Annotated in this window: 29 protein-coding genes; 8 read left to right on the top strand and 21 right to left on the bottom strand. The window is 64.7% G+C overall.

Annotated elements, in window-relative coordinates:
- Positions 1-4: 4 nt before the first annotated feature.
- The 6 genes from nhaD to N7333_RS13060 all read right to left on the bottom strand — a co-directional run bounded on the left by nhaD (position 5) and on the right by N7333_RS13060 (position 8694).
- Entirely contained in the window at positions 5-1381 is a 1377-nt protein-coding gene (gene nhaD / locus N7333_RS13085) for a sodium:proton antiporter NhaD (RefSeq protein ID WP_003246271.1), read from the bottom strand.
- A 256-nt stretch (positions 1382-1637) separates the two neighbouring features.
- A complete protein-coding gene (gene nhaC, locus N7333_RS13080; protein ID WP_279858972.1) occupies positions 1638-3071 on the bottom strand; it encodes a Na+/H+ antiporter NhaC in 1434 nt (477 codons plus the stop codon).
- Positions 3072-3174: 103 nt separating this feature from the next.
- Positions 3175-6006 (bottom strand): valine--tRNA ligase, encoded by a 2832-nt coding sequence (locus N7333_RS13075; protein ID WP_012019521.1) that lies wholly within the window; start codon positions 6004-6006, stop codon positions 3175-3177.
- Between the two features lie 166 nt (positions 6007-6172).
- On the bottom strand, positions 6173-6616 hold the full coding sequence (locus N7333_RS13070; protein ID WP_129481754.1) for a DNA polymerase III subunit chi: 444 nt from the start codon (positions 6614-6616) through the stop codon (positions 6173-6175).
- 60 nt (positions 6617-6676) lie between these two features.
- A complete protein-coding gene (locus tag N7333_RS13065) occupies positions 6677-7096 on the bottom strand; it encodes a DNA polymerase III subunit chi (RefSeq protein WP_279858968.1) in 420 nt (139 codons plus the stop codon).
- A gap of 110 nt (positions 7097-7206) precedes the next feature.
- Complete coding sequence (locus N7333_RS13060) at positions 7207-8694, bottom strand: leucyl aminopeptidase (protein ID WP_003246262.1); 1488 nt, start codon at positions 8692-8694, stop codon at positions 7207-7209.
- 142 nt (positions 8695-8836) lie between these two features.
- Between N7333_RS13060 and lptF the strand changes: the two genes are divergently transcribed.
- Both lptF and lptG read left to right on the top strand, forming a co-directional pair.
- Complete coding sequence (lptF, locus tag N7333_RS13055) at positions 8837-9955, top strand: LPS export ABC transporter permease LptF (RefSeq protein ID WP_003246260.1); 1119 nt, start codon at positions 8837-8839, stop codon at positions 9953-9955.
- On the top strand, positions 9948-11012 hold the full coding sequence (lptG, locus tag N7333_RS13050) for an LPS export ABC transporter permease LptG (protein ID WP_003246259.1): 1065 nt from the start codon (positions 9948-9950) through the stop codon (positions 11010-11012). Before lptF ends, lptG begins: the two co-directional genes overlap by 8 nt.
- 60 nt (positions 11013-11072) lie before the next feature.
- Here lptG and N7333_RS13045 read toward each other — a convergent pair whose 3' ends face one another.
- Both N7333_RS13045 and N7333_RS13040 read right to left on the bottom strand, forming a co-directional pair.
- Positions 11073-11570 carry an RDD family protein gene (locus N7333_RS13045; protein WP_129481752.1) on the bottom strand — a complete coding sequence of 166 codons (498 nt, stop codon included), beginning with the start codon at positions 11568-11570 and terminating at the stop codon, positions 11073-11075.
- A 104-nt stretch (positions 11571-11674) separates the two neighbouring features.
- Complete coding sequence (locus tag N7333_RS13040; protein WP_003246255.1) at positions 11675-11887, bottom strand: cold-shock protein; 213 nt, start codon at positions 11885-11887, stop codon at positions 11675-11677.
- Between the two features lie 569 nt (positions 11888-12456).
- Between N7333_RS13040 and N7333_RS13035 the strand changes: the two genes are divergently transcribed.
- A complete protein-coding gene (locus N7333_RS13035) occupies positions 12457-13398 on the top strand; it encodes a site-specific integrase (RefSeq protein WP_279858967.1) in 942 nt (313 codons plus the stop codon).
- Here N7333_RS13035 and N7333_RS13030 read toward each other — a convergent pair whose 3' ends face one another.
- Positions 13399-13722, bottom strand: coding sequence for a hypothetical protein (locus tag N7333_RS13030; protein WP_279858966.1), 324 nt, complete (start codon positions 13720-13722; stop codon positions 13399-13401). It lies immediately after the preceding gene.
- Positions 13719-14573 carry a DNA adenine methylase gene (locus N7333_RS13025; RefSeq protein WP_279858965.1) on the bottom strand — a complete coding sequence of 285 codons (855 nt, stop codon included), beginning with the start codon at positions 14571-14573 and terminating at the stop codon, positions 13719-13721. Before N7333_RS13025 ends, N7333_RS13030 begins: the two co-directional genes overlap by 4 nt.
- A 74-nt stretch (positions 14574-14647) precedes the next feature.
- Between N7333_RS13025 and N7333_RS13020 the strand changes: the two genes are divergently transcribed.
- Entirely contained in the window at positions 14648-15316 is a 669-nt protein-coding gene (locus tag N7333_RS13020; protein ID WP_279858964.1) for a hypothetical protein, read from the top strand.
- A 287-nt stretch (positions 15317-15603) separates the two neighbouring features.
- Here the strand turns inward: N7333_RS13020 and N7333_RS13015 are convergent, their stop codons facing one another.
- The 11 genes from N7333_RS13015 to N7333_RS12965 all read right to left on the bottom strand — a co-directional run bounded on the left by N7333_RS13015 (position 15604) and on the right by N7333_RS12965 (position 20955).
- The gene (locus tag N7333_RS13015; protein WP_279858962.1) at positions 15604-16215 is read right to left on the bottom strand and encodes a hypothetical protein; all 612 of its coding nucleotides are present in this window, start codon (positions 16213-16215) and stop codon (positions 15604-15606) included.
- The gene (locus N7333_RS13010; protein ID WP_279858960.1) at positions 16212-16757 is read right to left on the bottom strand and encodes a phosphohydrolase; all 546 of its coding nucleotides are present in this window, start codon (positions 16755-16757) and stop codon (positions 16212-16214) included. The genes N7333_RS13015 and N7333_RS13010 overlap by 4 nt, the downstream gene beginning before the upstream one ends.
- A complete protein-coding gene (locus tag N7333_RS13005; protein ID WP_279858958.1) occupies positions 16754-17428 on the bottom strand; it encodes a hypothetical protein in 675 nt (224 codons plus the stop codon). Before N7333_RS13005 ends, N7333_RS13010 begins: the two co-directional genes overlap by 4 nt.
- 71 nt (positions 17429-17499) lie before the next feature.
- Positions 17500-17748, bottom strand: coding sequence for a hypothetical protein (locus N7333_RS13000; RefSeq protein ID WP_279858957.1), 249 nt, complete (start codon positions 17746-17748; stop codon positions 17500-17502).
- 3 nt (positions 17749-17751) lie between these two features.
- Entirely contained in the window at positions 17752-18078 is a 327-nt protein-coding gene (locus N7333_RS12995) for a pyocin activator PrtN family protein (protein WP_279858956.1), read from the bottom strand.
- On the bottom strand, positions 18075-18533 hold the full coding sequence (locus tag N7333_RS12990) for a hypothetical protein (protein WP_279858955.1): 459 nt from the start codon (positions 18531-18533) through the stop codon (positions 18075-18077). The genes N7333_RS12995 and N7333_RS12990 overlap by 4 nt, the downstream gene beginning before the upstream one ends.
- Positions 18530-18736 (bottom strand): hypothetical protein, encoded by a 207-nt coding sequence (locus N7333_RS12985; RefSeq protein WP_279858953.1) that lies wholly within the window; start codon positions 18734-18736, stop codon positions 18530-18532. Before N7333_RS12985 ends, N7333_RS12990 begins: the two co-directional genes overlap by 4 nt.
- The gene (locus tag N7333_RS12980; protein ID WP_279858952.1) at positions 18726-19016 is read right to left on the bottom strand and encodes a phage antirepressor KilAC domain-containing protein; all 291 of its coding nucleotides are present in this window, start codon (positions 19014-19016) and stop codon (positions 18726-18728) included. The genes N7333_RS12985 and N7333_RS12980 overlap by 11 nt, the downstream gene beginning before the upstream one ends.
- A gap of 10 nt (positions 19017-19026) precedes the next feature.
- Positions 19027-19623: a hypothetical protein gene (locus N7333_RS12975; RefSeq protein WP_279858949.1), complete on the bottom strand. Its 597-nt coding sequence runs from the start codon at positions 19621-19623 to the stop codon at positions 19027-19029.
- Complete coding sequence (locus N7333_RS12970) at positions 19620-19922, bottom strand: hypothetical protein (RefSeq protein WP_279858947.1); 303 nt, start codon at positions 19920-19922, stop codon at positions 19620-19622. Before N7333_RS12970 ends, N7333_RS12975 begins: the two co-directional genes overlap by 4 nt.
- 241 nt (positions 19923-20163) lie before the next feature.
- Positions 20164-20955 carry a helix-turn-helix transcriptional regulator gene (locus N7333_RS12965; RefSeq protein WP_279858946.1) on the bottom strand — a complete coding sequence of 264 codons (792 nt, stop codon included), beginning with the start codon at positions 20953-20955 and terminating at the stop codon, positions 20164-20166.
- 111 nt (positions 20956-21066) lie between these two features.
- Between N7333_RS12965 and N7333_RS12960 the strand changes: the two genes are divergently transcribed.
- The 4 genes from N7333_RS12960 to N7333_RS12945 all read left to right on the top strand — a co-directional run bounded on the left by N7333_RS12960 (position 21067) and on the right by N7333_RS12945 (position 22739).
- On the top strand, positions 21067-21330 hold the full coding sequence (locus N7333_RS12960) for a YdaS family helix-turn-helix protein (RefSeq protein WP_279858945.1): 264 nt from the start codon (positions 21067-21069) through the stop codon (positions 21328-21330).
- 407 nt (positions 21331-21737) lie between these two features.
- Positions 21738-22253, top strand: coding sequence for a phage regulatory CII family protein (locus tag N7333_RS12955; protein ID WP_279858944.1), 516 nt, complete (start codon positions 21738-21740; stop codon positions 22251-22253).
- Positions 22246-22464: a TraR/DksA C4-type zinc finger protein gene (locus N7333_RS12950; protein ID WP_279858942.1), complete on the top strand. Its 219-nt coding sequence runs from the start codon at positions 22246-22248 to the stop codon at positions 22462-22464. Before N7333_RS12955 ends, N7333_RS12950 begins: the two co-directional genes overlap by 8 nt.
- On the top strand, positions 22461-22739 hold the full coding sequence (locus N7333_RS12945) for a hypothetical protein (protein WP_279858940.1): 279 nt from the start codon (positions 22461-22463) through the stop codon (positions 22737-22739). Before N7333_RS12950 ends, N7333_RS12945 begins: the two co-directional genes overlap by 4 nt.
- Positions 22740-22768: the final 29 nt, after the last annotated feature.

Raw genomic sequence — 22768 nt, 5'->3', positions numbered from 1 at the left:
GGGATCAGGCGGCGAACATCAGCATATAGGTGACGGCACCGGCCAGGTAACCGATGAAGGCCAGGCCGGTGATCTTCTTCAGGTACCAGATGAAGTTGATCTTCTCCATGCCCATGGCCGCCACGCCGGCCGCCGAGCCGATGATCAGGCAGCTGCCGCCGGTGCCGGCGCAGTAGGCGAGCATTTCCCAGAAGTTGCCGTTGACCACGAAGTTGCTCAGCCATGGCAGCTCGTCCGCCGCGGCAGCCGCCAGGGCTTCCGGGCTGACCAGCGGATACATCTTCATGGCGCCGGCGACCATCGGCACGTTGTCCACCACGGCCGACAGCAGGCCGATGGAAATGGCGATGCTGTAGACGTTGCCGAGGCCGTCCTTGAGGTAGGTGGCGACCTGGATCAGGTGGCCGGCGCTGGACAGGGCCGACACTGCCAGCAGGATGCCGAGGAAGAACAGCACGCTGGTGATGTCGATGCGGCGCAGTACACCGACCACCGACAGCGGGTCCTTGTCTTCGCTGTTCTTGCTGCGGTGAATGATTTCGGTGGTCACCCACAGTACGCTCAGGCCGAAGAGGATGCCCATGTACGGCGGCAGATGGGTGATGGTCTTGAAGATCGGCACGAAGATCAGCGCGCCTAGCCCTAAGCAGAACACCAGGTTGCGCTCGAACGGGGTGGTCGGGTCGCGGCGGCTTTCGGCGCTTTCCTTCAGGCGCGGCGGGATGACCTCGCCCTTGAGGCGGAAGCTCATGATGATCAGCGGCACCAGCAGGCAGATCAGGCTGGGCACGATCAGCTTGACGACGATACCGGTGGCGGTGATCTGGTTGCCGATCCACAGCATGGTGGTGGTCACGTCGCCGATGGGCGACCAGGCGCCGCCGGAGTTGGCGGCGATCACCACGATACCGGCGTAGAACCAGCGCTCGTGCTTGTCGGCGATCAGTTTGCGCAGCAGCGAGATCATCACGATGGTGGTGGCCAGGTTGTCCAGCGCGGCGGACAGGAAGAAGGTGATCAGGCCCACCAGCCACAGCAGGTGCACGCGCTTGGTGGTGCGGATGCGGTCGGTGATCACCTTGAAGCCTTCGTGGGCGTCGATCAGCTCGACGATGGTCATGGCGCCCATGAGGAAGAACAGGATCTCGGAGATCTCGCCCAGGTGATGGCGCAGCTCCTCGATCACATGATGGCTGTTGGTGCTGGCGCCGGCGGTACCCGTACCGAGCAGCGGCAGGATGCTGTCCGCACCCAGGACCAGAAGAGTCCAGGCCACCACGGCGGTGAGCAGCGCTGAGGCCGCCTTGTCGATCTTCAACGGGTGCTCCAGTGCAATGCACAGGTAGCCGAGGACAAAGACGAGTGCCATCAACGCATACATGATCAGGGTTCCGATTTTTATAAGAGTGGAAGCCCCCGGCGTAAGGCCTCCGGGGGAGGCCGCAGAAGATGCCTGAAAAGTTCGGCAATTGGGAGTGGGCAGCGCTGAAAACACTGCTTTGGAGAAGTCAAACGATACTTTTTGGCGAGATTCTGTAAGAGCCTGGGGCTCCAGCCCTCGTAGATGGCGGGAGCGCGGCAGTTTCTGCTGCATGGCCAACGGCGCTGCGCCCAGCGCGCCGTTAGCCACGGCTCGCTCAGACTTCCTGCGCCTGGCGCTTGGGCGGCAGCACGTAGGCCAGGACGATGGCCAGCACCGGCATGATCAGGTTGAAGAAGCAGTACGGCAGGTAGCTCAGGGTGGCCACGCCGAGGGTGGCGGCCATGTAGGCGCCGCAGGTGTTCCAGGGCACCAGCACCGAAGTCAGGGTGCCGCCGTCTTCCAGGGCGCGCGACAGGCTGGTCGGCGCCAGGCTGCGTTTCTCGTATTCGGCGCGGTACATGCGCCCCGGCAGCACCAGGGCGATGTACTGGTCGGCGGTGATGACATTGGTGCCGATGCTGGTGGTGATGGTGCTGGCGACCAGGCCGCTGTCGCTGCGCACCAGGCGCAACGCGCTCTGCAGCAGGCGTTGCAGCAGGCCCAGGCGCTCCAGCACGCCGCCGAAGCACATGGCGCAGATGATCAGCCACACGGTGGTGAGCATGCTGCCCATGCCGCCCTTGGACAGCAGACCGTCCAGCTCGGCATTGCCGCTGGCTGACTCGTAGCCGGCGAACAGCGCGCTCCACACCGTTTTCAGCGGCGCCAGGACGCCGGCCGCCGGATCGGCCAGGCGGCTCATCACCTCCGGCTGAAACACCAGGGCGGACACCGCGCCGAGCAGCGCGGCGAGAAACACCGCCGGAAAGGCCGCCCACTGGCGCATGGCAAGAAACAGCAGGAAGGCCACCGGCAGCAGCAGATGCCAGCCCAGGCGGAACTGCGCCTCCAGCGCCGCCAGCACCTCGGCGATACGCCCGGTGTCGTGGCTGGCGCCGGCCTGCTGGCCGAGCACGAAGAAGATCGCCAGGGCGATCAGCAGCGCCGGCGTGGTGGTACGCAGCATGTTGCGGATGTGCGCGAACAGATCGGCGCCGGCGGCGGCCGGGGCCAGGTTGGTGGTGTCCGACAGCGGCGAGAGCTTGTCGCCGAAGTAGGCGCCGGAAATGATCGCCCCGGCGGTGATTGCCGGATCCAGACCCAGGCCCGCGGCCACGCCCATCAGGCCGATGCCGAGGGTGCCGGCCACCGTCCAGGAGCTGCCGATGGACAGCGCGGTGAGCGCGCAGATCAGGCAGCTGGTGACGTAGAAGTACTCGGCGCTGATCAGCTTCAGGCCCAGCCAGATCATGGTCGGCACGGTGCCGGCGAGAATCCAAGTGCCGATCAGGGCGCCGACCGCCAGCAGGATCAGGTTGGCCTTCATCGCCATATGGATGCCGGCGAGTATGCCTTCCTCGATATCGGTCCAGCGCAGGCCGTTTTTCAGCCCGACCAGGCCGGCGACGAAGGCGGCGCTCATCAGCGCGATCTGGTTCGGTCCGCTGGAGGAGCCGTCGCCGAACAGGTAGACGGAAAGGCCGAGCAGCACGACGAGCACGCCAATGGGCAGCAGCGCGTCGAGTAGGGAAGGGGAGCGGGCAGTCATGGGGGTACCGGTCAATCGATGAAACGGAGGCCGAGTGGGGCCTCTGCAGAAAAAACAAAACCCGCGCCGGTTAGGGCGCGGGCCTGTGGGTATTGCGCTGGGATCAGAGCGCGGCGATCTTGCCGCGCTGTTCCACCAGCTTGCTCAGCGCCTGCTCGGCCTCGGCCAGCTTGGCGCGTTCCTTGTCCAGCACTTCGGCCGGCGCCTTGGCGACGAAGCCTTCATTGGCCAGCTTGCCGCCGACGCGCTGCACTTCGCCCTGCAGGCGAGCGACTTCCTTGTCCAGGCGCGCCAGCTCGGCGTCCTTGTCGATCAGCCCGGCCATCGGCACCAGCACCTGCATCTCGCCGACCAAGGCAGTGGCGGACATCGGCGCTTCCTCGCCTGCGCCCAGCACGCGGACCGACTCCAGTTTGGCCAGCTTGCTCAGCAGCGGCTCGAAGTCGGCCAGGCGGCGCAGGTCGGAGTCCGAGGCGTTGGCCACGATGATGTCGATACGCTTGGCCATGGAGATCTTCATCTCGCCACGGATCTGCCGTACGCCGAGCATCAGCTGCTTGACCCACTCGATATCGGCCTCGGCGGCGGCGTCGATGCGCTCCTCGGCTGCCACCGGCCAGGGCTGCAGCATCAGGGTGGCGCCGTCCTTGCCGGCCAGGGCCTTGATGCGCTGCCAGATCTCTTCGGTGATGAAGGGCATGAACGGATGAGCCAGGCGCAGGATCACTTCCAGCACCCGTACCAGGGTGCGACGGGTGCCGCGCTGGCGCTCGGCGCTGGCGGTTTCGTCCCACAGCACCGGCTTGACCAGCTCCAGGTACCAGGCGCAGTACTCGTCCCAGACGAATTCGTACAGGGCCTGGGTGGCCAGGTCGAAGCGGAAGGCGTCGAGGTGGCGGGTGACGTCCTGCTCGCAGCGCTGCAGGGCCGAGATGATCCAGCGGTCGACGGCGGACAGCTCCACCGGCTCGCCATTGACGCCGCAGTCCTTGCCTTCGGTGTTTTCCAGGACGAAGTTGGTGGCGTTCCACAGCTTGTTGCAGAAGTTGCGGTAGCCCTCGACGCGGCCCATGTCGAACTTCACGTCGCGGCCTGTCGTCGCGAGTGAACAGAAGGTAAAGCGCAGGGCGTCGGTGCCGTAGCTGGCGATGCCCTCGGGGAACTCGGCGCGGGTCTGTTTGGCGATCTTCTCGGCCAGCTTGGGCTGCATCATGCCGCTGGTGCGTTTTTCCAGCAGCTCGTCCAGGGTGATGCCGTCGACGATGTCCAGCGGGTCGAGCACGTTGCCCTTGGACTTGGACATCTTCTGGCCCTGGCCGTCGCGCACCAGACCGTGCACGTACACGGTCTTGAACGGGATCTGCCCGGTCAGGTGGGTCGACAGCATGATCATCCGCGCGACCCAGAAGAAGATGATGTCGAAGCCGGTGACCAGCACGTCGGTGGGGTGGAAGGTCTTGAGGAAATCGGTCTGCTCGGGCCAGCCAAGGGTGGAGAAGGTCCACAGGCCGGAGCTGAACCAGGTGTCCAGCACGTCTTCGTCCTGACGCAGGGCGACGCCTTCGAGGTTGTGCTTGGCGCGCACTTCCGCCTCGTCGCGGCCGACATAGACGTTACCGGCCTCGTCGTACCAGGCCGGGATGCGGTGGCCCCACCACAGCTGACGGCTGATGCACCAGTCCTGGATGTCGCGCATCCAGCTGAAGTACATGTTCTCGTACTGCTTGGGCACGAACTGGATCTCGCCGCTCTCGACCACGGCGATGGCCTTCTCGGCCAGCGGCTTGGTGGAGACGTACCACTGGTCGGTCAGCCACGGCTCGATCACGGTGCCGGAGCGGTCGCCCTTCGGTACTTTCAGCGCGTGGTCTTCGATCTTCTCCAAGAGGCCCGCGGCTTCGAAGGCAGCGACGATGCGCTTGCGCGCCTCGAAGCGGTCCAGGCCGGCGTATTCGGCCGGCAGGCTGCCGTCCACCTCGCTATTGACGCTGCCGTCGAGGTTGAACACCTGGGCGCGCGCCAGCACGGCGGCGTCGGCGTCGAAGATGTTGATCAGCGGCAGGTTGTGGCGCTTACCCACTTCGTAGTCGTTGAAGTCGTGCGCCGGGGTGATCTTCACGCAGCCGGTGCCGAACTCGGGGTCGCAATAGTCGTCGGCGACGATCGGAATGCGGCGGCCCACCAGCGGCAGTTCGACGAAGCTGCCGATCAGCGCCTTGTAGCGCTCGTCTTCCGGATGCACGGCCACGGCGCTGTCGCCAAGCATGGTTTCCGGGCGGGTGGTGGCGACGATCAGGTAGTCCTTGCCGTCGGCGGTCTTCTTGCCGTCGGCCAGCGGGTAGCGCAGGTTCCACAGCGAGCCTTTCTCGTCGTGGTTTTCCACTTCCAGGTCGGAAATGGCGGTGTGGAACTTGGTGTCCCAGTTGACCAGGCGCTTGCCGCGGTAGATCAGGCCATCCTCGTGCAGGCGCACGAAGGCTTCCTTGACCGCTTCGGATAGACCGTCGTCCATGGTGAAGCGCTCGCGCGACCAGTCCACCGAGCTGCCCAGGCGGCGGATCTGCCGGGTGATGGTGCCGCCGGACTGGTTCTTCCACTCCCAGACCTTCTCCAGGAACTTCTCGCGGCCCAGGTCGTGACGGCCGATGCCCTGAGCGGCCAGCTGGCGCTCTACCACCATCTGGGTGGCGATACCGGCGTGGTCGGTGCCCGGCTGCCACAGGGTGTTGCGGCCCTGCATGCGGCGGAAGCGGATCAGCGCATCCATGATCGCGTTGTTGAAGCCGTGCCCCATGTGCAGGCTGCCGGTGACGTTCGGCGGCGGGATCATGATGGTGTACGGCTCACCGCTACCTTGTGGGGCGAAGTAGTTGTTCTGCTCCCAGGTCTGGTACCAGTTGGATTCGATGGCGTGCGGCTGGTAGGTCTTGTCCATGCGCGGCGGGACCCTTGTGACGGCTGATCGGAAAAGCCGGCAAGTATACCGCGTCTACAGGACAAGCCATAAGTCTCGCGCTGCTGGGCGGCTGAAACCGCCATCTTTGGCATGGCGGATGCGGTCGTCGGGTGCGCCGGGCGCACCAGCTATTGGCCGTGTGCTGTCAGGGCTTGCGCGGCGGCAGCAGGCGCGGCAGGCGCGCTTCCAGGCGACGTTTGAGCTCGGCTTCGATCTGCGGCACGAAATCGTCGATGACGTCCTGCAGGATCAGCTGGGCGGCGGCGCGCAGCTCGGCATTGAGGTGTTGTAGTTCGCGGGCACTGTCATGCAGGCGCGGCTCCAGGCGTTCGCGCAGCGGGCCAGCTGCCGGCGAGGCGGCCGCAGCAGTCTGCGTGGCTGGCGCCGGTTTGGGCGTCGGCGTGACATGAAAGGGCGGCGGCGGGCCGGGCGGCGCGCTGACGATATCGGACAGCACCGGAATGCTGTCCGGGTCGAGCGAGTCGATCAGCAGCGGCGGTTCCTGGCTTTCGTCGCCCAGCAGTTCGCGAATCGACTCCAGGTCGTGCAGCAACTGAGCGGGTTTTTGCGGAGGTTTGGGGGTGTCCATGGCGGTCGGCACAGCGGGCGAAAGGGCAGGGTGGCCTGTGTTGTGAGCGTCGATCGAAGGTTAAAGTTCGACGCGTTTGGGATCATACCCGCGCTGGCGATAGTTACGGAAATTCTCGCGACAGGCGCTCAGCAGTTCCGGCTGCTGGTTGACGATCTCGATGATGCGGGAGAAGCGTTCGACATGCGGAGACAGGCTGCTGCCAAGGTTGATCAGCACGCTTTGCTCGTGGCTCGGCACTTCGTCCACGCCCAGTACCACCGGTGCCTGCGGCGCGTCGCGGTGCAGGTCGTGGGGCACGAAGCGCTCGGCCTTGAAGCGCCACAGCAGTTCGTCGAGCTCGATGCACTGCGCCTCGTCGCTGCCCCGGACGAACACCGGCAGGCCGGCGCCCCAGGCCTTGAGCGCTAGTTGGCAGGCCGCGCGCAGGCGACCTTCGGCGTCGCTGGAGGAGAGAACGTAGAACTCGATTCTGGGCATCTGGAGGCTTTCGACGTTGAAGGGCGGCTGTAGGAGCGAGCGCCAGGTTCGCGAGTGGCGCTCGCTCCTACGGGGACCGTCGCCCGGACTGCATCCGGGCTGGCGGTGCATCAGACCTTGGCGCGATCCAGCAGGTACTGGGTCAGCAGCGGCACGGGGCGACCGCTGCCGCCCTTGTCCTTGCCGCCGCTGATCCAGGCGGTGCCGGCGACGTCCAGGTGCGCCCAGTGGAAATTCTTGGCGAAACGCGACAGGAAGCAGCCGGCGGTGATGGTGCCGGCCTTCGGCCCGCCGATATTGGCGATGTCGGCGAAGGGGCTGTCCAGCTGCTCCTGGTACTCGTCGTACAGCGGCAGTTGCCAGGCACGGTCGTCGGCGGTTTCGCCGGCCTTGAGGATCTGCTTGATCAGTGCGTCGTTGTTGCCCATCAGGCCGGAGACGTTGCTGCCCAGGGCGACGATGCAGGCACCGGTGAGGGTGGCCACGTCGATCACCGCCTGCGGCTTGAAGCGCTCGGCGTAGGTCAGGGTATCGCACAGCACCAGGCGGCCTTCGGCGTCGGTGTTGAGGATTTCCACGGTCTGCCCGCTCATGGTGGTGACGATGTCGCCGGGGCGGGTGGCGCGACCGCTGGGCATGTTCTCGGCGCAGGCCAGCAGGCACACCAGGTTGATCGGCAGTTGCAGCTCGAGCACGGCCTTGAGGGTGCCGAACACGCTGGCGGCGCCGCACATGTCGTACTTCATCTCGTCCATCCCGGCGGCCGGCTTGATGCTGATGCCGCCGGTGTCGAAGGTGATGCCCTTGCCGACCAGGGCAAAGGGTTTTTCGTCCTTCTTGCCGCCCTGGTAGTGCATGACGATCATCCGCGGCGGCTGCTCGCTGCCCTGGGCCACGGCGAGGAAGGCGCCGGCGCCGAGCTCCTTGAGCTTCTTCTCGTCGAGGATGTCCACCTTGAGGTTCTTGTGCGCCTTGCCCAGGGCCTTGGCCTCTTCGGCCAGGTAGCTGGGATGGCAGAGATTCGGCGGCAGGTTGCCGAGATCCTTGGTGAAGGCCACGCCAGTGGCGATGGCGCGGGCATGCTGTAGAGCGCGCTCGGCATCGGCCAGCTCGGCCTTGTCGGCGACCAGGGTGATTTTCTTCAAGGCGCGCGGATCGGCCTTCTTGCTCTTGAACTGCTCGAACAGGTAGTCGCCGTCGGCCAGGGTCTCCACGATCAGACGGGTCTTGCCATAGGCGTCGCGGCCCTTGACCTTTAGCTCGCCGAGGGCCAGCAGGGCGTCGCTGCCGCCCAGGCCCTTGAGCACGCCGTGCACGCTGGCAACCAATTTGCGCAGTTGGCGGTCGGATAGATCGCCCTTGCCGCAGCCCACCAGCAGCACGCGCTCGGCCTTGAGCCCCGGCAGGCTGTGCAGCAGCAGGGTCTGGCCCGGCTTGCCGGCGATGTCGCCGCGCTTGAGCACGGCGGAGAGGGCACCATTGCTGGCCTGGTCGACGGCCTTGGCGGCTTCTCCCAGTTTGCGGCCTTCGCCGATGGCGACGACCAGGGTGGCGGTCTTCAGGGTTTCCGGGCGTGTGCTTTTGACGAGGAATTCCATATGAGCTGTCCCCAAGACAAAGAGTCGGGTTTGACGGATAATGGCCGCCATTTTTCGAGGGTCCACCCTGCGGTGGGCCGGCAAGTAGGTGCGGCTAGTTTGAGCGCTCGCGCCTGAGCCTGACAACCCTGGAGCGTCCGGTTTGATCGTCTTCCGTTATCTGTCCCGCGAAGTGCTGGTGACCCTCAGCGCGGTGAGCGCCGTGTTGCTGGTGATCATCATGAGCGGCCGTTTCATCAAATACCTGGCGCAGGCCGCGCAGGGCGCGCTGGATCCAGGCGTGCTGTTTCTGATCATGGGTTACCGGATTCCCGGCTTCCTGCAGTTGATTCTGCCGCTGGGGCTGTTCCTCGGTTTCCTGCTGGCCTACGGGCGTCTGTATCTGGACAGCGAGATGACCGTGCTGTCGGCCACCGGCGTCAGCCAGCAGCGTCTGACCGCCTACAGCATGGCGCCGGCGCTGGTCGTCGCCCTGCTGGTCGGCTGGCTCAGCCTGGGTCTGGCACCGCAGGGGGTGGCCAGCGTGGCGCGTATCCTCAACGAGCAGGATGCCCTGACCGAACTCGATACCCTGGTGCCGGGGCGCTTCCAGTCGATGAAAGATGGCTCGCGGGTGACCTATTCACAGGAGCTGTCGGCCGATCGCAGCGAGCTGCGCGGGGTGTTCATGTCGGAGAAGCGTTTCTCCAGCGACGGCAGTTCCGAGCGCGGCATCACCGTGCTGCTGGCCGAGAGTGGGCGTCAGGAGATTCAGGCTGACGGCAGCCGTTACCTGATTCTGGAAAACGGCTACCGCTACGACGGCGAGCCAGGCGAGGCCGATTACCGCGTCATCCAGTACGACACCTATGGCGTACTGCTGCCCAAGCCGGAGGTGGCCATCGAGGCCAGCGAGCGTGAAGCGATGCCGACTCGCGAGCTGTTCGGCAGCGATGACCCGCGCGTTCAGGCCGAGCTGCAGTGGCGTCTGTCGATTCCGCTGCTGGTGTTCGTGGTCACCCTGCTGGCCGTGCCGCTTTCCAAGGTCAATCCGCGTCAGGGGCGCTTCCTCAAGCTGCTGCCGGCGATCTTCCTTTATATGGCATACCTGGGCCTGTTGATCGCCGCCCGTGGCGCCTTGGACAAGGGGCGGCTGCCGCCCGCGCTGGGGTTGTGGTGGGTACATGGCATCTTCCTGGGGATCGGCCTGTTGTTGCTCTATTGGGAGCGTCTGAGTCTGTGGTGGGCCAGCCGCCGCGCTGCGGAGGTGGCCCATGGCTAAGCTCGATCGCTACATCGGTGCCCAGGTCTTCTTCGCCATCCTCACGGTGCTGGGCATCATCCTGGGCCTGGCCCTGCTGTTCGCCTTCATCGACGAGCTGAGCGACCTGAACAAGGGCGACTATGGCCTCGGCCAGGCGCTCTGGTACGTGCTGTTGACCGCACCGCGCCGCGCCTACGAGATGTTGCCGATGGCGGCACTGATCGGCTGCCTGATCGGTCTCGGCACCCTGGCCAGCAACAGCGAGCTGACCATCATGCGCGCCGCGGGCGTGTCCATCGGTCGTATCGTCTGGGCGGTGATGAAACCCATGCTGGTGCTGATGCTGGCCGGCATCCTGATCGGCGAGTACGTTGCGCCGCTGACCGAGAACCAGGCCCAGGCCGACCGGGCCCTGGCCCAGGGCGGTGGCGCGGCGCAGAGTTCCAAGCGTGGCATGTGGCACCGTCAGGGGCAGGAATACGTGCATATCAACGCCGTGCAGCCGGGTGGCCTGCTGCTCGGGGTAACGCGCTATCGTTTCGACGATGAGCGTCGTCTGCAGTCGGCCAGTTTCGCCCGTCGTGCCGAGCACAGGGGCGATCACTGGGTGCTGCGCAACGTGCAGACCACCTTCCTGCATGACGATCGCTCGGAAGTGGTCAATCAGCGTGAAGAGCGTTGGGATATCGAGCTTAGCCCGCAACTGCTCAGCACCGTGGTGATGGAGCCCGAGTCGCTGTCCATCACCGGTCTGTGGCAGTACATCCACTATCTGGCCGAGCAGGGGCTGAACAACGCCCGTTACTGGCTGGCGTTCTGGACCAAGGTGCTGCAGCCGCTGGTGACGGGGGCGCTGGTGCTGATGGCGATTTCCTTCATTTTCGGCCCGCTGCGTTCGGTGACACTGGGCCAGCGCGTGTTCACCGGCGTGCTGGTGGGCTTCATCTTCCGTATCGCCCAGGACCTGCTCGGGCCGTCGAGCCTGGTGTTCGGTTTCTCGCCGCTACTGGCCGTGCTGGTACCGGCGGGCATCTGTGCACTGGCCGGAGTCTGGTTGCTGCGCAGGGCGGGCTGAGTACACAGCGCGCATGAAAAAGCCGGTTCAGTGAACCGGCTTTTTTGCATCTGCCGCGCGTTACTTCTTGTGGATGTTCTTGGGTAGTTGCACCACGCGGCTGTCGGAATAGATGTCATGCCAGGTGCGGCCCTGTTTGTCCCACAGCAGCCAGAGAAAGCCCAGGCCGGCGAACAGCCAGGAGCCGATGGCGACCACGAAGCGCAGCAGGGCCTGCCACAGGTCGATGGCGCTGCCGTCGGTGTTCTGGATGCGCAGCCCCCAGGCCTGCATGCCCAAGGTCTGGCCGTTATGGGTCCAGAACTTGGCGAAGAAGGCGAACAGCGCCAGCAGCACCAGGCTGGCGAGCACCGGGTCATGGTCCAGCGCGCCGGCCTCGGACATGGCCAGCAGCGTGTCGCCACCGTGGAGCAGGCGCAGAAAACCTTGCTGGTAGATCAGGGTGACGACCATGATCAGGGCTACGCAAAGCAGGAAGTCGTAGAAGATCGCCGCCAGGCGACGAATCAGCCCGGCTGTGGGGAAGTCTCCCTGCGGGCGTAGCTGGTGCTTCGGCATGATGGGCTCGCTGTGACGAAAGGGCGCGTCATTCTAACCGCGACTTTTCTGCGAGCATAAAAAAACCCCTGATCGAGATCAGGGGTTCTTCAAAGCAGCGGCAATCAGCCCAGGATCTGAACCTGGTCGGCCTGCATGCCTTTTTGACCTTGCACAGCGATGAAGCTGACTTTCTGGCCTTCTTTCAGGCTCTTGAAGCCGTTACCTTCGATCGCGCGGAAGTGCACGAACAGATCCGGACCGCTCTCGGGAGTGATAAAACCAAAACCTTTCTCGTCGTTAAACCACTTGACGGTACCGTTCTGACGATTCGACATGTCTTTTTCCTTGAAACTAGAGTTGATGACAGCCTCCAAGTATAGAGGGCTGAGACTGGTTGCAAGGAGTAATAGAAGTCGAGCGGGATGTAGCGGATCTAGATGATCTGCTGCACCAGAGTCACGATTCACAGCGACCCATGCAAACAGTTCGATCACTCTACGCTAACTTTTACGCAATTGCCAACCCCCGCCGGAAAGGTCGCCGGCCAGGTTTTACGGGGCTTGCCGAGGCACGGAGAGCGTGCGCCAGTAATGTCGTTGCAACAATCGCCGGCGTTGTTCGCACAGATATGAAAAAGCCCGCAGGACCTAAGTCTTGCGGGCTCTTGAAACGGTTGGTGCCCCGGGGGAGACTCTAAGTCGGATGGCAGTTAGCGGCAGTTTCTGCCAGTTCCGTGCAGCCCCCGTATTAGAAGGGTTTCGCTGTTTTGCATCGCCGCAGCTAAGGGCAGTTTCGGGCAGTTACGTGTTAGTGTTTACGCCAAAATTACGCCAAACAGGGGGCGGGCGTGGCGTCGTACAGGAAGCGTAGCGGGGGCTGGCGGGCTGAGATCGTAAAGCGTGGCGTGCGGGAGTCTCAGACGTTCCCGACCAAGGCCCAGGCGGTGGCCTGGGCGACTCAGCGCGAGGCTGAGATTCTGGCCGCGATCCCTGGCCATTCGTCCGGCAGCAATTCCACTCTGGCAGATGCCATCGGCCGGTACAAGGCCGAGGTGACGCCGACCAAGGAGGGCAAGCGCTGGGAGGAAGTGCGCCTGGACAAGCTGCTCAATGAACTGGAGTTCGTAGGCGAGCGCCTGGGCGACGTGACGGCGGACCAGATCGCCGAATGGCGTGACGCCCGCCTGAAGCTGGTTGAAGGCCCGAGCGTGCGGCGCGAGATGACGTTGCTGTCTAGCGTGTTCGAGCAGGCGCGCACTGAGTGGAAGTGGTGCAGGCATAACCCGGTGCGTGAGGTGAAGCGCCCAGGCAACAACCGGCCGCGTGATCGGCGCATCAGCGCCGAGGAAGAAAAGACCCTGCTCGATGGCATGGGCTATGTAGAAGGGCGGCCGCCCACCACCAAAACGCAAGAAGTGGCCTATGCCTTTCTGATCGCCCTGGAAACGGCGATGCGCCAGGGCGAGATCCTGGGGCTGACCAAGCCGGCAACGCGGCTCGCTGATCGCTATGTGCGGCTGGCCAAGACCAAGAACGGTGACGCGCGCAATGTGCCGCTGACCAAGCGCGCGGTGCAGCTGCTGCAGATCCTGCTCGATGCGGCGAAGGGGCGGGACAATCTCTTCACGGTCACCTCGGCGAACGCTGATGCGTTGTTTAGGAGGGTGCGGGATAGGCTGGAGATCGATGACCTGCGCTTTCACGATACCCGGCATGAGGCTACGACGCGCCTGGCCAGAAAGCTCGATGTGCTGGATCTGGCCCGGATGACCGGGCATCGTGATCCACGTTCGCTGATGGTGTACTACAACGCCACGGCCACCGAAGTGGCCGGGCGATTGGATTGATCAGGCGGCCTTGCGGCCGGTCCTGCCAACGGGGAGTTTCGAGGCGTTCTTCCTGGCCCATGCGCGCACGTCGACGGCAAACCACCGCTTGGCCGCGCGCGGGCCGGTGTCGCAGGGCTGCAGCGGCGCAGGGAAGTCCGGCCGGGTCACGACCCGGCGCTCTGTGGTGTCGACGGCCAGCTTGAGGTAGTCGGCGATGTCCTCGGTGGTCCACAACTGATCCTCTGCCGGCACCTGGGGGCGCTTGAGCTGGGCGACCAGATCCTGCAGGGCGGCGAGCAGGCTGGCCTGATCCCCGGGCAGCTGGTTGATAGGGTCGTTCATGCCGCGCCCTCCAGCGGGAGCCCGCGCTGCTGCAGTGCAGCCATGCAGGCGGGGTTGATCCATAGGCACTCTGTGCGGGTGTCGCCGCCTCGGCCGGCACTGATGCGTGCTGAGGTGCTATTCATCGTCCAGCCCTCGAGGCGTTCCATGTACAGCTGGCTCGGGTAGCCGCTGAGCACCACCATGCCCTGCAGCTGGTTGAGGGTGGCCAGCAGCTCGGCGTGCTGGTTGTCGTCCAGCTCGTGCCGGTAGTAGCGGCCCTTCTGCGCGCCACGCACGCGGGTGTCGTGCATGTACGGCGGGTCGACGTAGTGCAGGGCCTGGGGCGAGTCGTGCGCGAGCATGATGTCGATCGCCGGCCGGTTCTCGATGAGAACGCCGGCGAGGCGCTTGCCGATCGCAGCCAGTTGCTCCGGGTAGCGTGCCCATAGCTGCTGGGCCGTGCCGTACTGGCGATAGCAGTCGATGCGAAAGCCCGTGGTGCCCTTGCTCGCGCCGGCCGATCCGAAGCCCATCTGTGCGCGGATCACTGTGCGGCGTGCTCGCTCCACTGGCTCTTCGGTGTAGATCCATGCCAGCTCGAACTCGTCGCGAGCGTAGGGCGTTAGTACCAGTAGCTCGGCTAGGGCCTCGCGCTGGTTGGCGTTCTGCAGCACACGGAACAGGTTGACGATATCGCCGTCTAGGTCGTTGTAGACCTCGCCGTGGCTGCGAGCCTTCTGCATCAGGACGCCGGCAGCGCCGCCAAACGGCTCGACGTAGACCTGATGGGGCGGGAAGTGCTCAATGACCCAGGGCGCCAAGCGGAACTTGCCGCCGTGGTAGCGGATGACGGGGGCGTTGATGGTCATGCTGCACCCCGCTGGACATGGTGGCAGGGTGCCGGCAAGCTCGCGCGGTTGTTTCCAGCACGGGGCTGAGGGGTATGGCGCGTTTTGAAGTTACGCAGAAGATGGAGGAATGGAGTCTGTGGGCTATGTGGTGGTTGCTGGTCGGCGGTGCCACTTTGTGGCTGCTGGTTGGCTCTGTCGGCTACTGGGTAAAGCATGGCTGGTTGCCAGAAGACGCTTCCGGCTGGGTTCAGGCCATTGGTTCGATAGTCGCTATCGCAGTCGCTGTCATTGTCCCCATTCACCTGCGGGTGCGTGAAAGGGCTGACAGAGTCAGCGAGAAGCACGAGCAAGATCTGGCGCGATCTGAACAACTCATAGCTCTTTGTTCTGAGGGTATCAGCGTCATTGGTAGCTTCGATGCAGAGGCGGCATTCGCTGACTACGACATAAACAACGCTCTCCGACGCGCCGTTCTGAGTGATCTTCTCGACCGTCTGAATGAAGCGCAAAAGACAGAGTTGAATGCTGAAAGGATGGGAGTAGGCATGCAGCTTCGCTTCTGTATCCACGATTGGATGAAGTATTTCGGGGGCGATGAAGTGACCGATCTCGGCAGGCTTCATGACCGCGTAAATCGCTTTGCTCCCCGGCTTGAAGGCATAAAGATCAGTGCGCAAAACATCCTGCAGGCACAAAGAGGGCTTCCGCTGATCGATTTGCCTGCGCCCCCTGGGCCTCCAGAGGGCGACATTCCTTTCTAGAATCATGTGCTTATACCCCTCGACAAGCTGCGCGTGCTGGCAATTTTGAGAGCGGAGCGATGGGCTCAACTCGCGGGCGCGGCGCACGCCTGTCGTGGGGTGTGCAGCTGCTGCGCAGCTGGCGGGCAGGGGGTGGGATGATGTCGCGCCTTCGGCGCGGCGGTTTATAGCGCCCCCGCGCGAGTCCTGCAGGCGGCCGGCCGGCGCCGTGCACAGCAGGTTCAGCGGGTGACGGCCGCCGCCGTGCTGTTGCACGGCAGTGGCTACGGTGGTGGCGGGGGCTTGGGTCATTGGTCGCCCCCTTGCTGCGGCTGGTTGAGCCCTTCGGGCGAGCCGGATTGGTGGCGATCGATGCGCTCGATCTCGGCCAGGATCAGGGCTGCGGCACGAACATAGTTCGCGCGTGCATCCTTGGGCTTCCACCATTTCGCCGCGAACGGCCAGATGTATGGTGCATCGTCGTTGGTGCCATTAAGAATGTATGCGGCAGCGGCTCGTGGCAGTTCCGCTGCGCAGTACAGGTCATCGTGAGCAGGCGTCCAGGCCTCGACATTGATCTGCCGGATGCGCTCTGCCAGGACATCGAGTGCGGCAGCAGTTGGCGCGGGGGCTAGTAGATCGGCCCGCGCCTTCCAGCCTTGCCAGGCCTGTTCGACGGCGGCGATCAGGTAGCCGCCGCCACAGTGGGTGCGCTGGAAGCCGTTGTGCTTCCAGCCGCTGACGTACCACGCCTCGAACGCCTCGCGTTCGTCATCCTCGCGGCTCTGTGGGTTGCGGGTGCTGTTCAGATCCTTCATCAGATCCAGCCAGTCGAAGAGGCCGGCCGGAGCCTCGTAGTAGGCCGCCATTTGCTCGACTCTTTCGATGTCGATGTACGCGATAGTGGTCTGCTCGGTCATGCTGCAGCCCTCGCGCGGTGGGTGGTGGCCAGCAGTTCCATCAGGCGGTTGAAGTAGGCCTGTGCGGCCTCGGCCTGGCTCATGGGCTTGATGCGGAACTGCGCGGGGTGGGTGCCGACCAGGCACGGCCAGGCGTCGGCGTGCGCCGGCATCAGGTCGCGCTTTTCGGTGGCGAGGGCGATCAGGTCGCCGTCATGCACGCAGGGCGGCAGCACGGGCTCGATGTCGAAGCGGTGGCAGATGGCGTGCCAGACGCGCATTTCGATCTGGCGGTACTCGGGCAGGGCCTGCTTGAGCGGGCTGACCAGATCGCCCACATAGGCCTCGGTGGCGTCGTGCAGCAGGGCTTCCAGCTGGTACTGCGCCGGCACCAGCTCGGCGACGACGAGGCAGTGCTGGGCGACGCTGTAGAAGGACTTCACGTGGCCGTTGAAGCGGCACTGCATGCTGAGCGCGTGGGCGATGTCGGTCGGGTCGACCATGTGGGCGGCCGGTTCGAGGAGGTCGAAGCGCTTGCCGGTGCGGGTGATGATCCAGCTCATGCTGCGTTCTCCACTGCTTCTGCGGCCTGTTTCGCGATTCCTGCGCGCAGCATCTGGCGAAGGTGAGGCGGCCAGGTGTCGGCAGCCGTGAGTAGAGTGGGCATCTCGATCTGAACAAGGCTCATGTCGGGGATGTAGTGAACGGCGTTATCGTTCAGCCACTCGATCAGCTCGCTGTCGGGGTGGGGCTGGGTGTTGGCCTGGGCCTTCTTGATGCGGTCGGCGATGTCCAGTACCTGGGCCATCAGGTGGCGGCTGAAGCGGGCGTGGTCGTGCGAGCCGAGGCCGGCGAAGGTGCCCGCTGCCAGCTCCAGCTTGTTGGCCACGGCCAGCAGAACGGCATGGTCTTCGTCGCTGAGTGGGGCGGCGGCGGCGAGGCGGTTGAGCAAGCCGCGCTCGACCTTGCCGTGGTCGTCGGCTTCCGCCTTGATGTTGGCGCGCAGGGTCATGGCCTCGCGGGTGCGGGCGTCAAGCAGGTCGCGGTGCTCGGCCAGCGCCTCGCGCAGTGGATGCACGATGGCTTTGCAGTGTTTGGCGGCGGTCTCTCGGCCTTGCTTCTCGCCAGCGTCGCGGCCAGCGCGCAGGCCGATGCAGTAGAAGATAAAGCCGGCGATGGCGGCGCAGCTGAGTGCGGCGAAGATGCCGTAGATCTGCGGGGTGGTCAGTTCCATGGTGGTGCTCCTCGTGTTTGCCGGGCGCTGGTGGTGGCAGCGGGTGCGGCGGTCAGGTGGTTTTGGGTGGATCAGGCAGCCTGGGCTTCGGCTCGGCAGTCGATGTCGCATGCCTTGCAACGTGCGCCCAGGCCGGTGGTGGAGCTCTGGTTGAGGTGGAAAAACTCGGTGTCGGCCGGCCAGTACTCGTTGCACACGGTGCAGCGCGCCTCTAGACCGAGCGGCGTGGCCTGGTACTGGCCGGTAGCAAGCCGGCGCATGAGCGCGCCCTTGCGGGGGATCGGGCAGTAGGCAAGGTGTGCCTTGTGGGGCCGTGCCATGGTTCAGCTCTCCTGCTCTTTGCCCAGCGCCTTGGCCAGGTCGTCGTCGGCTTGGCCGGCGCGTTGGTCGATGTGGGCGGCCAGGTGGTGGATCTCGATGTAGCGCAGGGCCTTGGTGCTCTCCTGCAGGGTGGTGACCGGCAGGGGGATGGCGGCGGTGCCGACCTGGCGGCCAAAGCGATCTGCGTTGAGGTTGCGGAACAGTTCGGTGCGCACGGCTTCCAGCGGGATCAGGACGGTGCCGAACATGCGGAAGAGCATGTCCAGCGTTGTCGGCCTGGGGGCTGGCAGCAGGCGCAGGGGCTGCTGTTGGTCGTTGGTCGGGCTCATGCGCGGCGGGCCTCACGCGGCAGTAGGCGCAGCGGGTTCTTGTTGGGGTGGCGCGCCTTGGGCTTGGCCGGCCCGACGTGGATGCCGAACGCGGCGATGGCCTGGTTGAGCTGGCTGAGCACGCCCTGGGCGGTGGAGCCGAACCCGGTGAAGCGGATCTCGTCGGCCTTGCCGATGGCTTCGATGGAGGCGAACAGCTCGATGCCGCTCAGGTTCGGGCCGAGGCGCAGGGCGGTGCGGTGGGTGAAGCCGTCGCCCAGGCCCTCGGTGAGGCGCGCCACGGCGCCTTCGAGCTGCATGTGCTGCAGCTGCAGGTCGGTGGCCTGGCCGAGGCGCAGGCCGGCAGCGCTGGCCGCCAGGTGCAGGGCGCTGCTGATGACTTCGCTGTTGCGCTCGGCTTCGGGCAGGCGCAGCAGCTCGATCAGGGTGTCGTCGAGTAGCTTGATGTCTTTCATTGTTGGCTCCGGGCTGGGTGTTCCCAGGCGATGCGGCCCATGGTGCGAACGAGTTCGCGCAGGTGTTCGGGCACGTGGTTGGCAATGGCTGCTTTGCGCTCGTCCTTGGTGGGCAGCTTGGAAATAACGGCCACCCACTGGCGGGCAGAGGTCGGGGTGATCTGCCGCCCGTCCGGGGTGGTGTAGATGAGGTCAGGCGACATCGCGCGGGTCCTGCTGCGGCTCCGGCATCGGGCGCTCGATGCCGAGTTTCTCGGCGAGCCACGGAATGCCGGCGTCGGTTACGCGGGTGGTGCGCGGGAACTGCATGCCGTGCTCGGGGTGGTGGTAGCGGTGTTCGCGCGTGACCAGATAGAGCTTGGTCAGCTCCGGGTTGGCGGGCAGGTTGTAGCGGTCGAGCAGGCCCTTTTCGCGCATGCGGCGCATCAGATCGCGGTGCCCAATGCCGAGGCGCTGGGCGGTGTACTTGAGGGTGTTGGACATGGCGGCTTCCTCACGCTGCGGCCGCGCGCTGGGGCGTGGCGCCGATGTGCAGATCCTCGATGCTGATCAGCAGGCGCTTGAGGCACGTGCGCTGATCGCCGCGCACGGTGAAACACTTGGTGCGCGGGCGGGCGGTGCCGATGCTGGCGATGACGGTCACGCCCTCGGCCGGGCGGGTGCGGTGCACGGCCACGAGGATCGGGTGCTCGTGGCCGGTTTCGAGGCTGGTAAAGCCGCCGTAGCGCACCATGTGCTTGAGCCGGCCGAGCTGGGTTTCGTCAAGCAGGGCGGGCGGCTCGGGCAGCAGTGGCTCACGGGTGACGCGTGGCGGTGCCAGCTCGCCGCCGTCTACGCGGCCGTTGGCGATTGCGTCGATGAAGTCCGCGACCTGCAGGTGCTTCTCGGGGTGGGCGGTTTGCACGTCGAGGCTGTGCGCCTGGTCGCCCATCTGGATGCGCACGGTGGTGTTGGGTTGGCCGCGCTCGATCCGTACGCGGGCCTCCAGCCGGTGGCCGTAGGCAGAGCGCAGGGCGTGGGTGAACGTGCCGGATAGGTTGAGCTGGGCAGCGAGGCGCTGCAGGCCGTCTTCGGGGAGGGTGAAGTTCATGCGGCCACCTCGTGCGATGGGGTAGCAGGCATATCGAGGTAGCCCTGCAGCCAGGTGAGGGTGCTTGCTAGCTTGGATTGGCAGGCTTGTGGCGACAGGTACTCGGAATGCCAGTATCCGGTGCGGCGGTCGGCTTCGTGACTTGTGTCCTGATAGTTGGTGTCAGCCGAGCAAACTCGAACGCAGAACGCGCTGACGTGGCCTTGTAGGTCTACAAAGGCGTGCCACTTGCCTTGCTGATTGATGATCAGCGCGCTGCTGACGATCTGCAGCAGCAGTTCTTCGATGGTGGGTTTCATGCGGCGCGCCCTCCATCGTTCGGATCGAAGGGGGCCGGCGCGGTGCGGGGCTTGGGTTTTACGCGAGAGAACTGGCAGCCGGCTGCCTGGGTGGCGCGGCGCAGTTCGAAGATGCGCTCAGTCGGGCACGACGGGAGCGCGTGAACAGATGCAGACATGGTTTACCTCGGCTCTGTGGTGGAGAGACGAGGCAAAAGATAACTGCGGTTTTAATCCTTGGCAATTACCAAGGTAATAATTTTTAAAGCAGCGGTGGTGAGTTGAGGTGGTTGAGGGTTGACCACCAGAAGATCCAGCCGATGATCTGGATGCGCTGCTCCATAACCTGGTCGAATGTGTAGTCCTCGTCCGGGTACTCTTCTCTGTTGTAGCTGCGCAGCCTGATTCCGCCGCCTGGCAGGCGGTACAGGAATTTCACGCGCAACTGGCCGTCGTGGTCGATAGCGTAGATCTGGCCGTCGACGATGCGGGTAGTGCCCTTGTCGACGCCGATGGTCGCGCCATTGAGGATCAGCGGGAAGTTGCTATTGCCGGTGTTGGTGGCGCAAGCCGCCATAGCTGGATCGACGCCGGCCATGCGCAGGGTGTAGGCGGAGAACCTGATTTTGCGGTCTGGCACGATCTGCACCGAAGACCGGCCATGGCCGGATGCCAGTTCAACTTCCTTGTAGATAGGCAAGGCAACCTCGTCATCATCAAGCGGCGTGTTGTCGTCCCAGGGCGACAGTTCATCAAGCATCACAGGGCCGCCATCCTTGGGGCGTATTCGGTATACGTTGCTGCTCTCGGCCGCTCTCAGCGGGGGCACTTTGCCCAGCTCCAGCCAATCAACATCAACGTCGAGCGCTCGCGCAATGGCCGGCAGGAACTTGCTCTTGCCGGTTTTGCTTTTGCCTGACGTGAGTTTCTGCACGGCGGTCTGCGAGCAGCCGGCGCGGGCAGCCAGGGCGTCCTGCACGATGCCGCGCTGCTTCATCGCGTAGCTGAGCCGGTCAGCGAGGCTTGGGAGTTGTGATGCGTCTAGGTAGTCCATGCCTTCGATGCTAAAACCTCGGTTATATATTCGTCCAATCACCTTGGTGTTGACGGATTATGTCTGTGGTTATAATCTCGCTAGCGTTCCTACCACCACAGAGCATTTCCGATGGAGCCCACCACTACTGATGCCGATCTGTGCCGCGAGGCGCTGAACAAGGTCATGGGGCTGTGCGGCAACAGCCAGTCCGAACTCGCCCGCCGCGTCGGCGGCACCGTCAAGCAGCCTCATGTGTGGAAGTGGCTCAAGTCTGGCCGTGTGCCGCCTGAGCGTGTTCCTGCTGTATGCCGGGCTGTCGACTACAAAGTGTTGCCGCACGAGCTGCGGCCCGATCTGCCCGAGCTGTTCCCGGTGCCAGCTCAAGCTGCATAGAAAAAAGGCGCCGTAAGGCGCCCTGTTTCCCGGCCGCCGTTGTAGCGGTGGCCGCCAGAGCCCTAGGGCTCTGTGTTGCCTGCCTCTCCACCACAGATCAGCAGGCGTATGGACCACCTGACGAAGGGAGGACCATGGCGCGGACTATATCAATAGCCCTCGCCCTGGTCACTGGCAGCTTGCTTAGGCTGCTGCCACCTCCCTGGCGCGTGCCACCACCACGCGCCGCACCCGGGCCGGGATGCCTGGGGTTGTTCGCCCGCTGCCGCCACCGGCGGGCGAGCTGCAAGGGGCAGGGCCTGTGCGGAGCATGGGCCTTGCCTGGGGTGCGGTCGGTTCGCCGGCTGCATGCGACCACCTGACGACTATGAAGCCCCGCCTTTGGGCTGGCTTCGGGAGTTTCTGCCATGCCTTACCGTTCCCGCTGGAGCAGTGTCGAGCGCGCGAAGCGTTCGATTCTGACTCTGCCTCAAGCGCTGCACCACGCAGCGCACGATTACCCGGGCGGCGCCACCGCCATCGCCGCCGTTGATGGCCAGGTCAACCCGACCACCCTCAATCACAAGCTGTCTCTCACCAACCGCACGCACACGCCGAACATCAATGACCTTGAGCTGGTGCTGGATCTGACCCGCGACCCGCGCATTGTTGACGCCATCCTGCATCCGATTGGCTGGGTGGGCGTTGATGTGAGCGACCTGCGCGAGACGGATACGCCCCAGGCGCTGCTGGCCAGCCTGGGCGACATGCTGCGGCGCGAGGGTGAGCTGATTTCGCAGCTGACCAAGGCGCTGGACGATGACCACCTGAACTGCGATGAGCTGGCCGAGTTCGAGCAGCTGGCCGAGCGCCTGGTGCAGGGTGTGTTCAAGCTGGGTGCGGTGGTGCGCCGCAAGCATGAGGAGGGGCGCGCCGATGGCTGATGCAGTCGATATCGCCAATGACCGAATTCTGGACGAGCTGGACCGCCGCCTGGCGAACCATGCGCTGGCCAGGGAATGCCCGGTTGCAGAGCAATGCGAGGACTGCGGCGTGCCGATCCCGTTCGAGCGCGTGCAGGCGCTGGCCAAGCTGCCGTGCCTGCGCTGCGTTGACTGCCAGGGCTATCGCGAGCGGCAAGGGGGTGGGCGATGAGGGCGTCCATTCGTTTGCTGCTCAAGGCCGATACTGTTGAACAGCTTGTCAGCGATGAAGATCTTGAGTCCGCATGGGGTAACGCCAACTTTGGCGGCATGGCCAAGCGCGAGGTAATCCGCCTCGGCACGCTCAAGTGTCTGGCTGGCTGGCATCAGGGCTACACCTCGAAAACCATCTGCACTGAGCTGGGCTTGATCGATAGCCAGTATCGGGTCACGGCTAAGGGCCGGGCGTATATCTGGCTGGCCTGCAAGCGCGGGGGTGATGTATGAGCGTTGCGTGGCAGGCCGACATTTTTTGT

The sequence above is a fragment of the Pseudomonas sp. GD04158 genome (genome assembly GCF_029834875.1).
GTDB lineage: Bacteria > Pseudomonadota > Gammaproteobacteria > Pseudomonadales > Pseudomonadaceae > Aquipseudomonas > Aquipseudomonas hydrolytica.
Note: the sequence above shows the minus strand (reverse complement) of the source record. Positions and strands in the feature narration are given on the sequence as shown.

What these genes read in the sequence shown, in the direction of transcription:
- nhaD (WP_003246271.1), bottom strand. Translation starts at nt 1,381, where the DNA reads ATGTATGCGTTGATGGCACTCGTCTTTGTCCTCGGCTACCTGTGCATT.
- nhaC (WP_279858972.1), bottom strand. Translation starts at nt 3,071, where the DNA reads ATGACTGCCCGCTCCCCTTCCCTACTCGACGCGCTGCTGCCCATTGGC.
- N7333_RS13075 (WP_012019521.1), bottom strand. Translation starts at nt 6,006, where the DNA reads ATGGACAAGACCTACCAGCCGCACGCCATCGAATCCAACTGGTACCAG.
- N7333_RS13070 (WP_129481754.1), bottom strand. Translation starts at nt 6,616, where the DNA reads ATGGACACCCCCAAACCTCCGCAAAAACCCGCTCAGTTGCTGCACGAC.
- N7333_RS13065 (WP_279858968.1), bottom strand. Translation starts at nt 7,096, where the DNA reads ATGCCCAGAATCGAGTTCTACGTTCTCTCCTCCAGCGACGCCGAAGGT.
- N7333_RS13060 (WP_003246262.1), bottom strand. Translation starts at nt 8,694, where the DNA reads ATGGAATTCCTCGTCAAAAGCACACGCCCGGAAACCCTGAAGACCGCC.
- lptG (WP_003246259.1), top strand. Translation starts at nt 9,948, where the DNA reads ATGGCTAAGCTCGATCGCTACATCGGTGCCCAGGTCTTCTTCGCCATC.
- N7333_RS13045 (WP_129481752.1), bottom strand. Translation starts at nt 11,570, where the DNA reads ATGCCGAAGCACCAGCTACGCCCGCAGGGAGACTTCCCCACAGCCGGG.
- N7333_RS13040 (WP_003246255.1), bottom strand. Translation starts at nt 11,887, where the DNA reads ATGTCGAATCGTCAGAACGGTACCGTCAAGTGGTTTAACGACGAGAAA.
- N7333_RS13030 (WP_279858966.1), bottom strand. Translation starts at nt 13,722, where the DNA reads ATGAACGACCCTATCAACCAGCTGCCCGGGGATCAGGCCAGCCTGCTC.
- N7333_RS13025 (WP_279858965.1), bottom strand. Translation starts at nt 14,573, where the DNA reads ATGACCATCAACGCCCCCGTCATCCGCTACCACGGCGGCAAGTTCCGC.
- N7333_RS13020 (WP_279858964.1), top strand. Translation starts at nt 14,648, where the DNA reads ATGGCGCGTTTTGAAGTTACGCAGAAGATGGAGGAATGGAGTCTGTGG.
- N7333_RS13015 (WP_279858962.1), bottom strand. Translation starts at nt 16,215, where the DNA reads ATGACCGAGCAGACCACTATCGCGTACATCGACATCGAAAGAGTCGAG.
- N7333_RS13010 (WP_279858960.1), bottom strand. Translation starts at nt 16,757, where the DNA reads ATGAGCTGGATCATCACCCGCACCGGCAAGCGCTTCGACCTCCTCGAA.
- N7333_RS13005 (WP_279858958.1), bottom strand. Translation starts at nt 17,428, where the DNA reads ATGGAACTGACCACCCCGCAGATCTACGGCATCTTCGCCGCACTCAGC.
- N7333_RS13000 (WP_279858957.1), bottom strand. Translation starts at nt 17,748, where the DNA reads ATGGCACGGCCCCACAAGGCACACCTTGCCTACTGCCCGATCCCCCGC.
- N7333_RS12995 (WP_279858956.1), bottom strand. Translation starts at nt 18,078, where the DNA reads ATGAGCCCGACCAACGACCAACAGCAGCCCCTGCGCCTGCTGCCAGCC.
- N7333_RS12990 (WP_279858955.1), bottom strand. Translation starts at nt 18,533, where the DNA reads ATGAAAGACATCAAGCTACTCGACGACACCCTGATCGAGCTGCTGCGC.
- N7333_RS12985 (WP_279858953.1), bottom strand. Translation starts at nt 18,736, where the DNA reads ATGTCGCCTGACCTCATCTACACCACCCCGGACGGGCGGCAGATCACC.
- N7333_RS12980 (WP_279858952.1), bottom strand. Translation starts at nt 19,016, where the DNA reads ATGTCCAACACCCTCAAGTACACCGCCCAGCGCCTCGGCATTGGGCAC.
- N7333_RS12975 (WP_279858949.1), bottom strand. Translation starts at nt 19,623, where the DNA reads ATGAACTTCACCCTCCCCGAAGACGGCCTGCAGCGCCTCGCTGCCCAG.
- N7333_RS12970 (WP_279858947.1), bottom strand. Translation starts at nt 19,922, where the DNA reads ATGAAACCCACCATCGAAGAACTGCTGCTGCAGATCGTCAGCAGCGCG.
- N7333_RS12965 (WP_279858946.1), bottom strand. Translation starts at nt 20,955, where the DNA reads ATGGACTACCTAGACGCATCACAACTCCCAAGCCTCGCTGACCGGCTC.
- N7333_RS12960 (WP_279858945.1), top strand. Translation starts at nt 21,067, where the DNA reads ATGGAGCCCACCACTACTGATGCCGATCTGTGCCGCGAGGCGCTGAAC.
- N7333_RS12955 (WP_279858944.1), top strand. Translation starts at nt 21,738, where the DNA reads ATGCCTTACCGTTCCCGCTGGAGCAGTGTCGAGCGCGCGAAGCGTTCG.
- N7333_RS12950 (WP_279858942.1), top strand. Translation starts at nt 22,246, where the DNA reads ATGGCTGATGCAGTCGATATCGCCAATGACCGAATTCTGGACGAGCTG.
- N7333_RS12945 (WP_279858940.1), top strand. Translation starts at nt 22,461, where the DNA reads ATGAGGGCGTCCATTCGTTTGCTGCTCAAGGCCGATACTGTTGAACAG.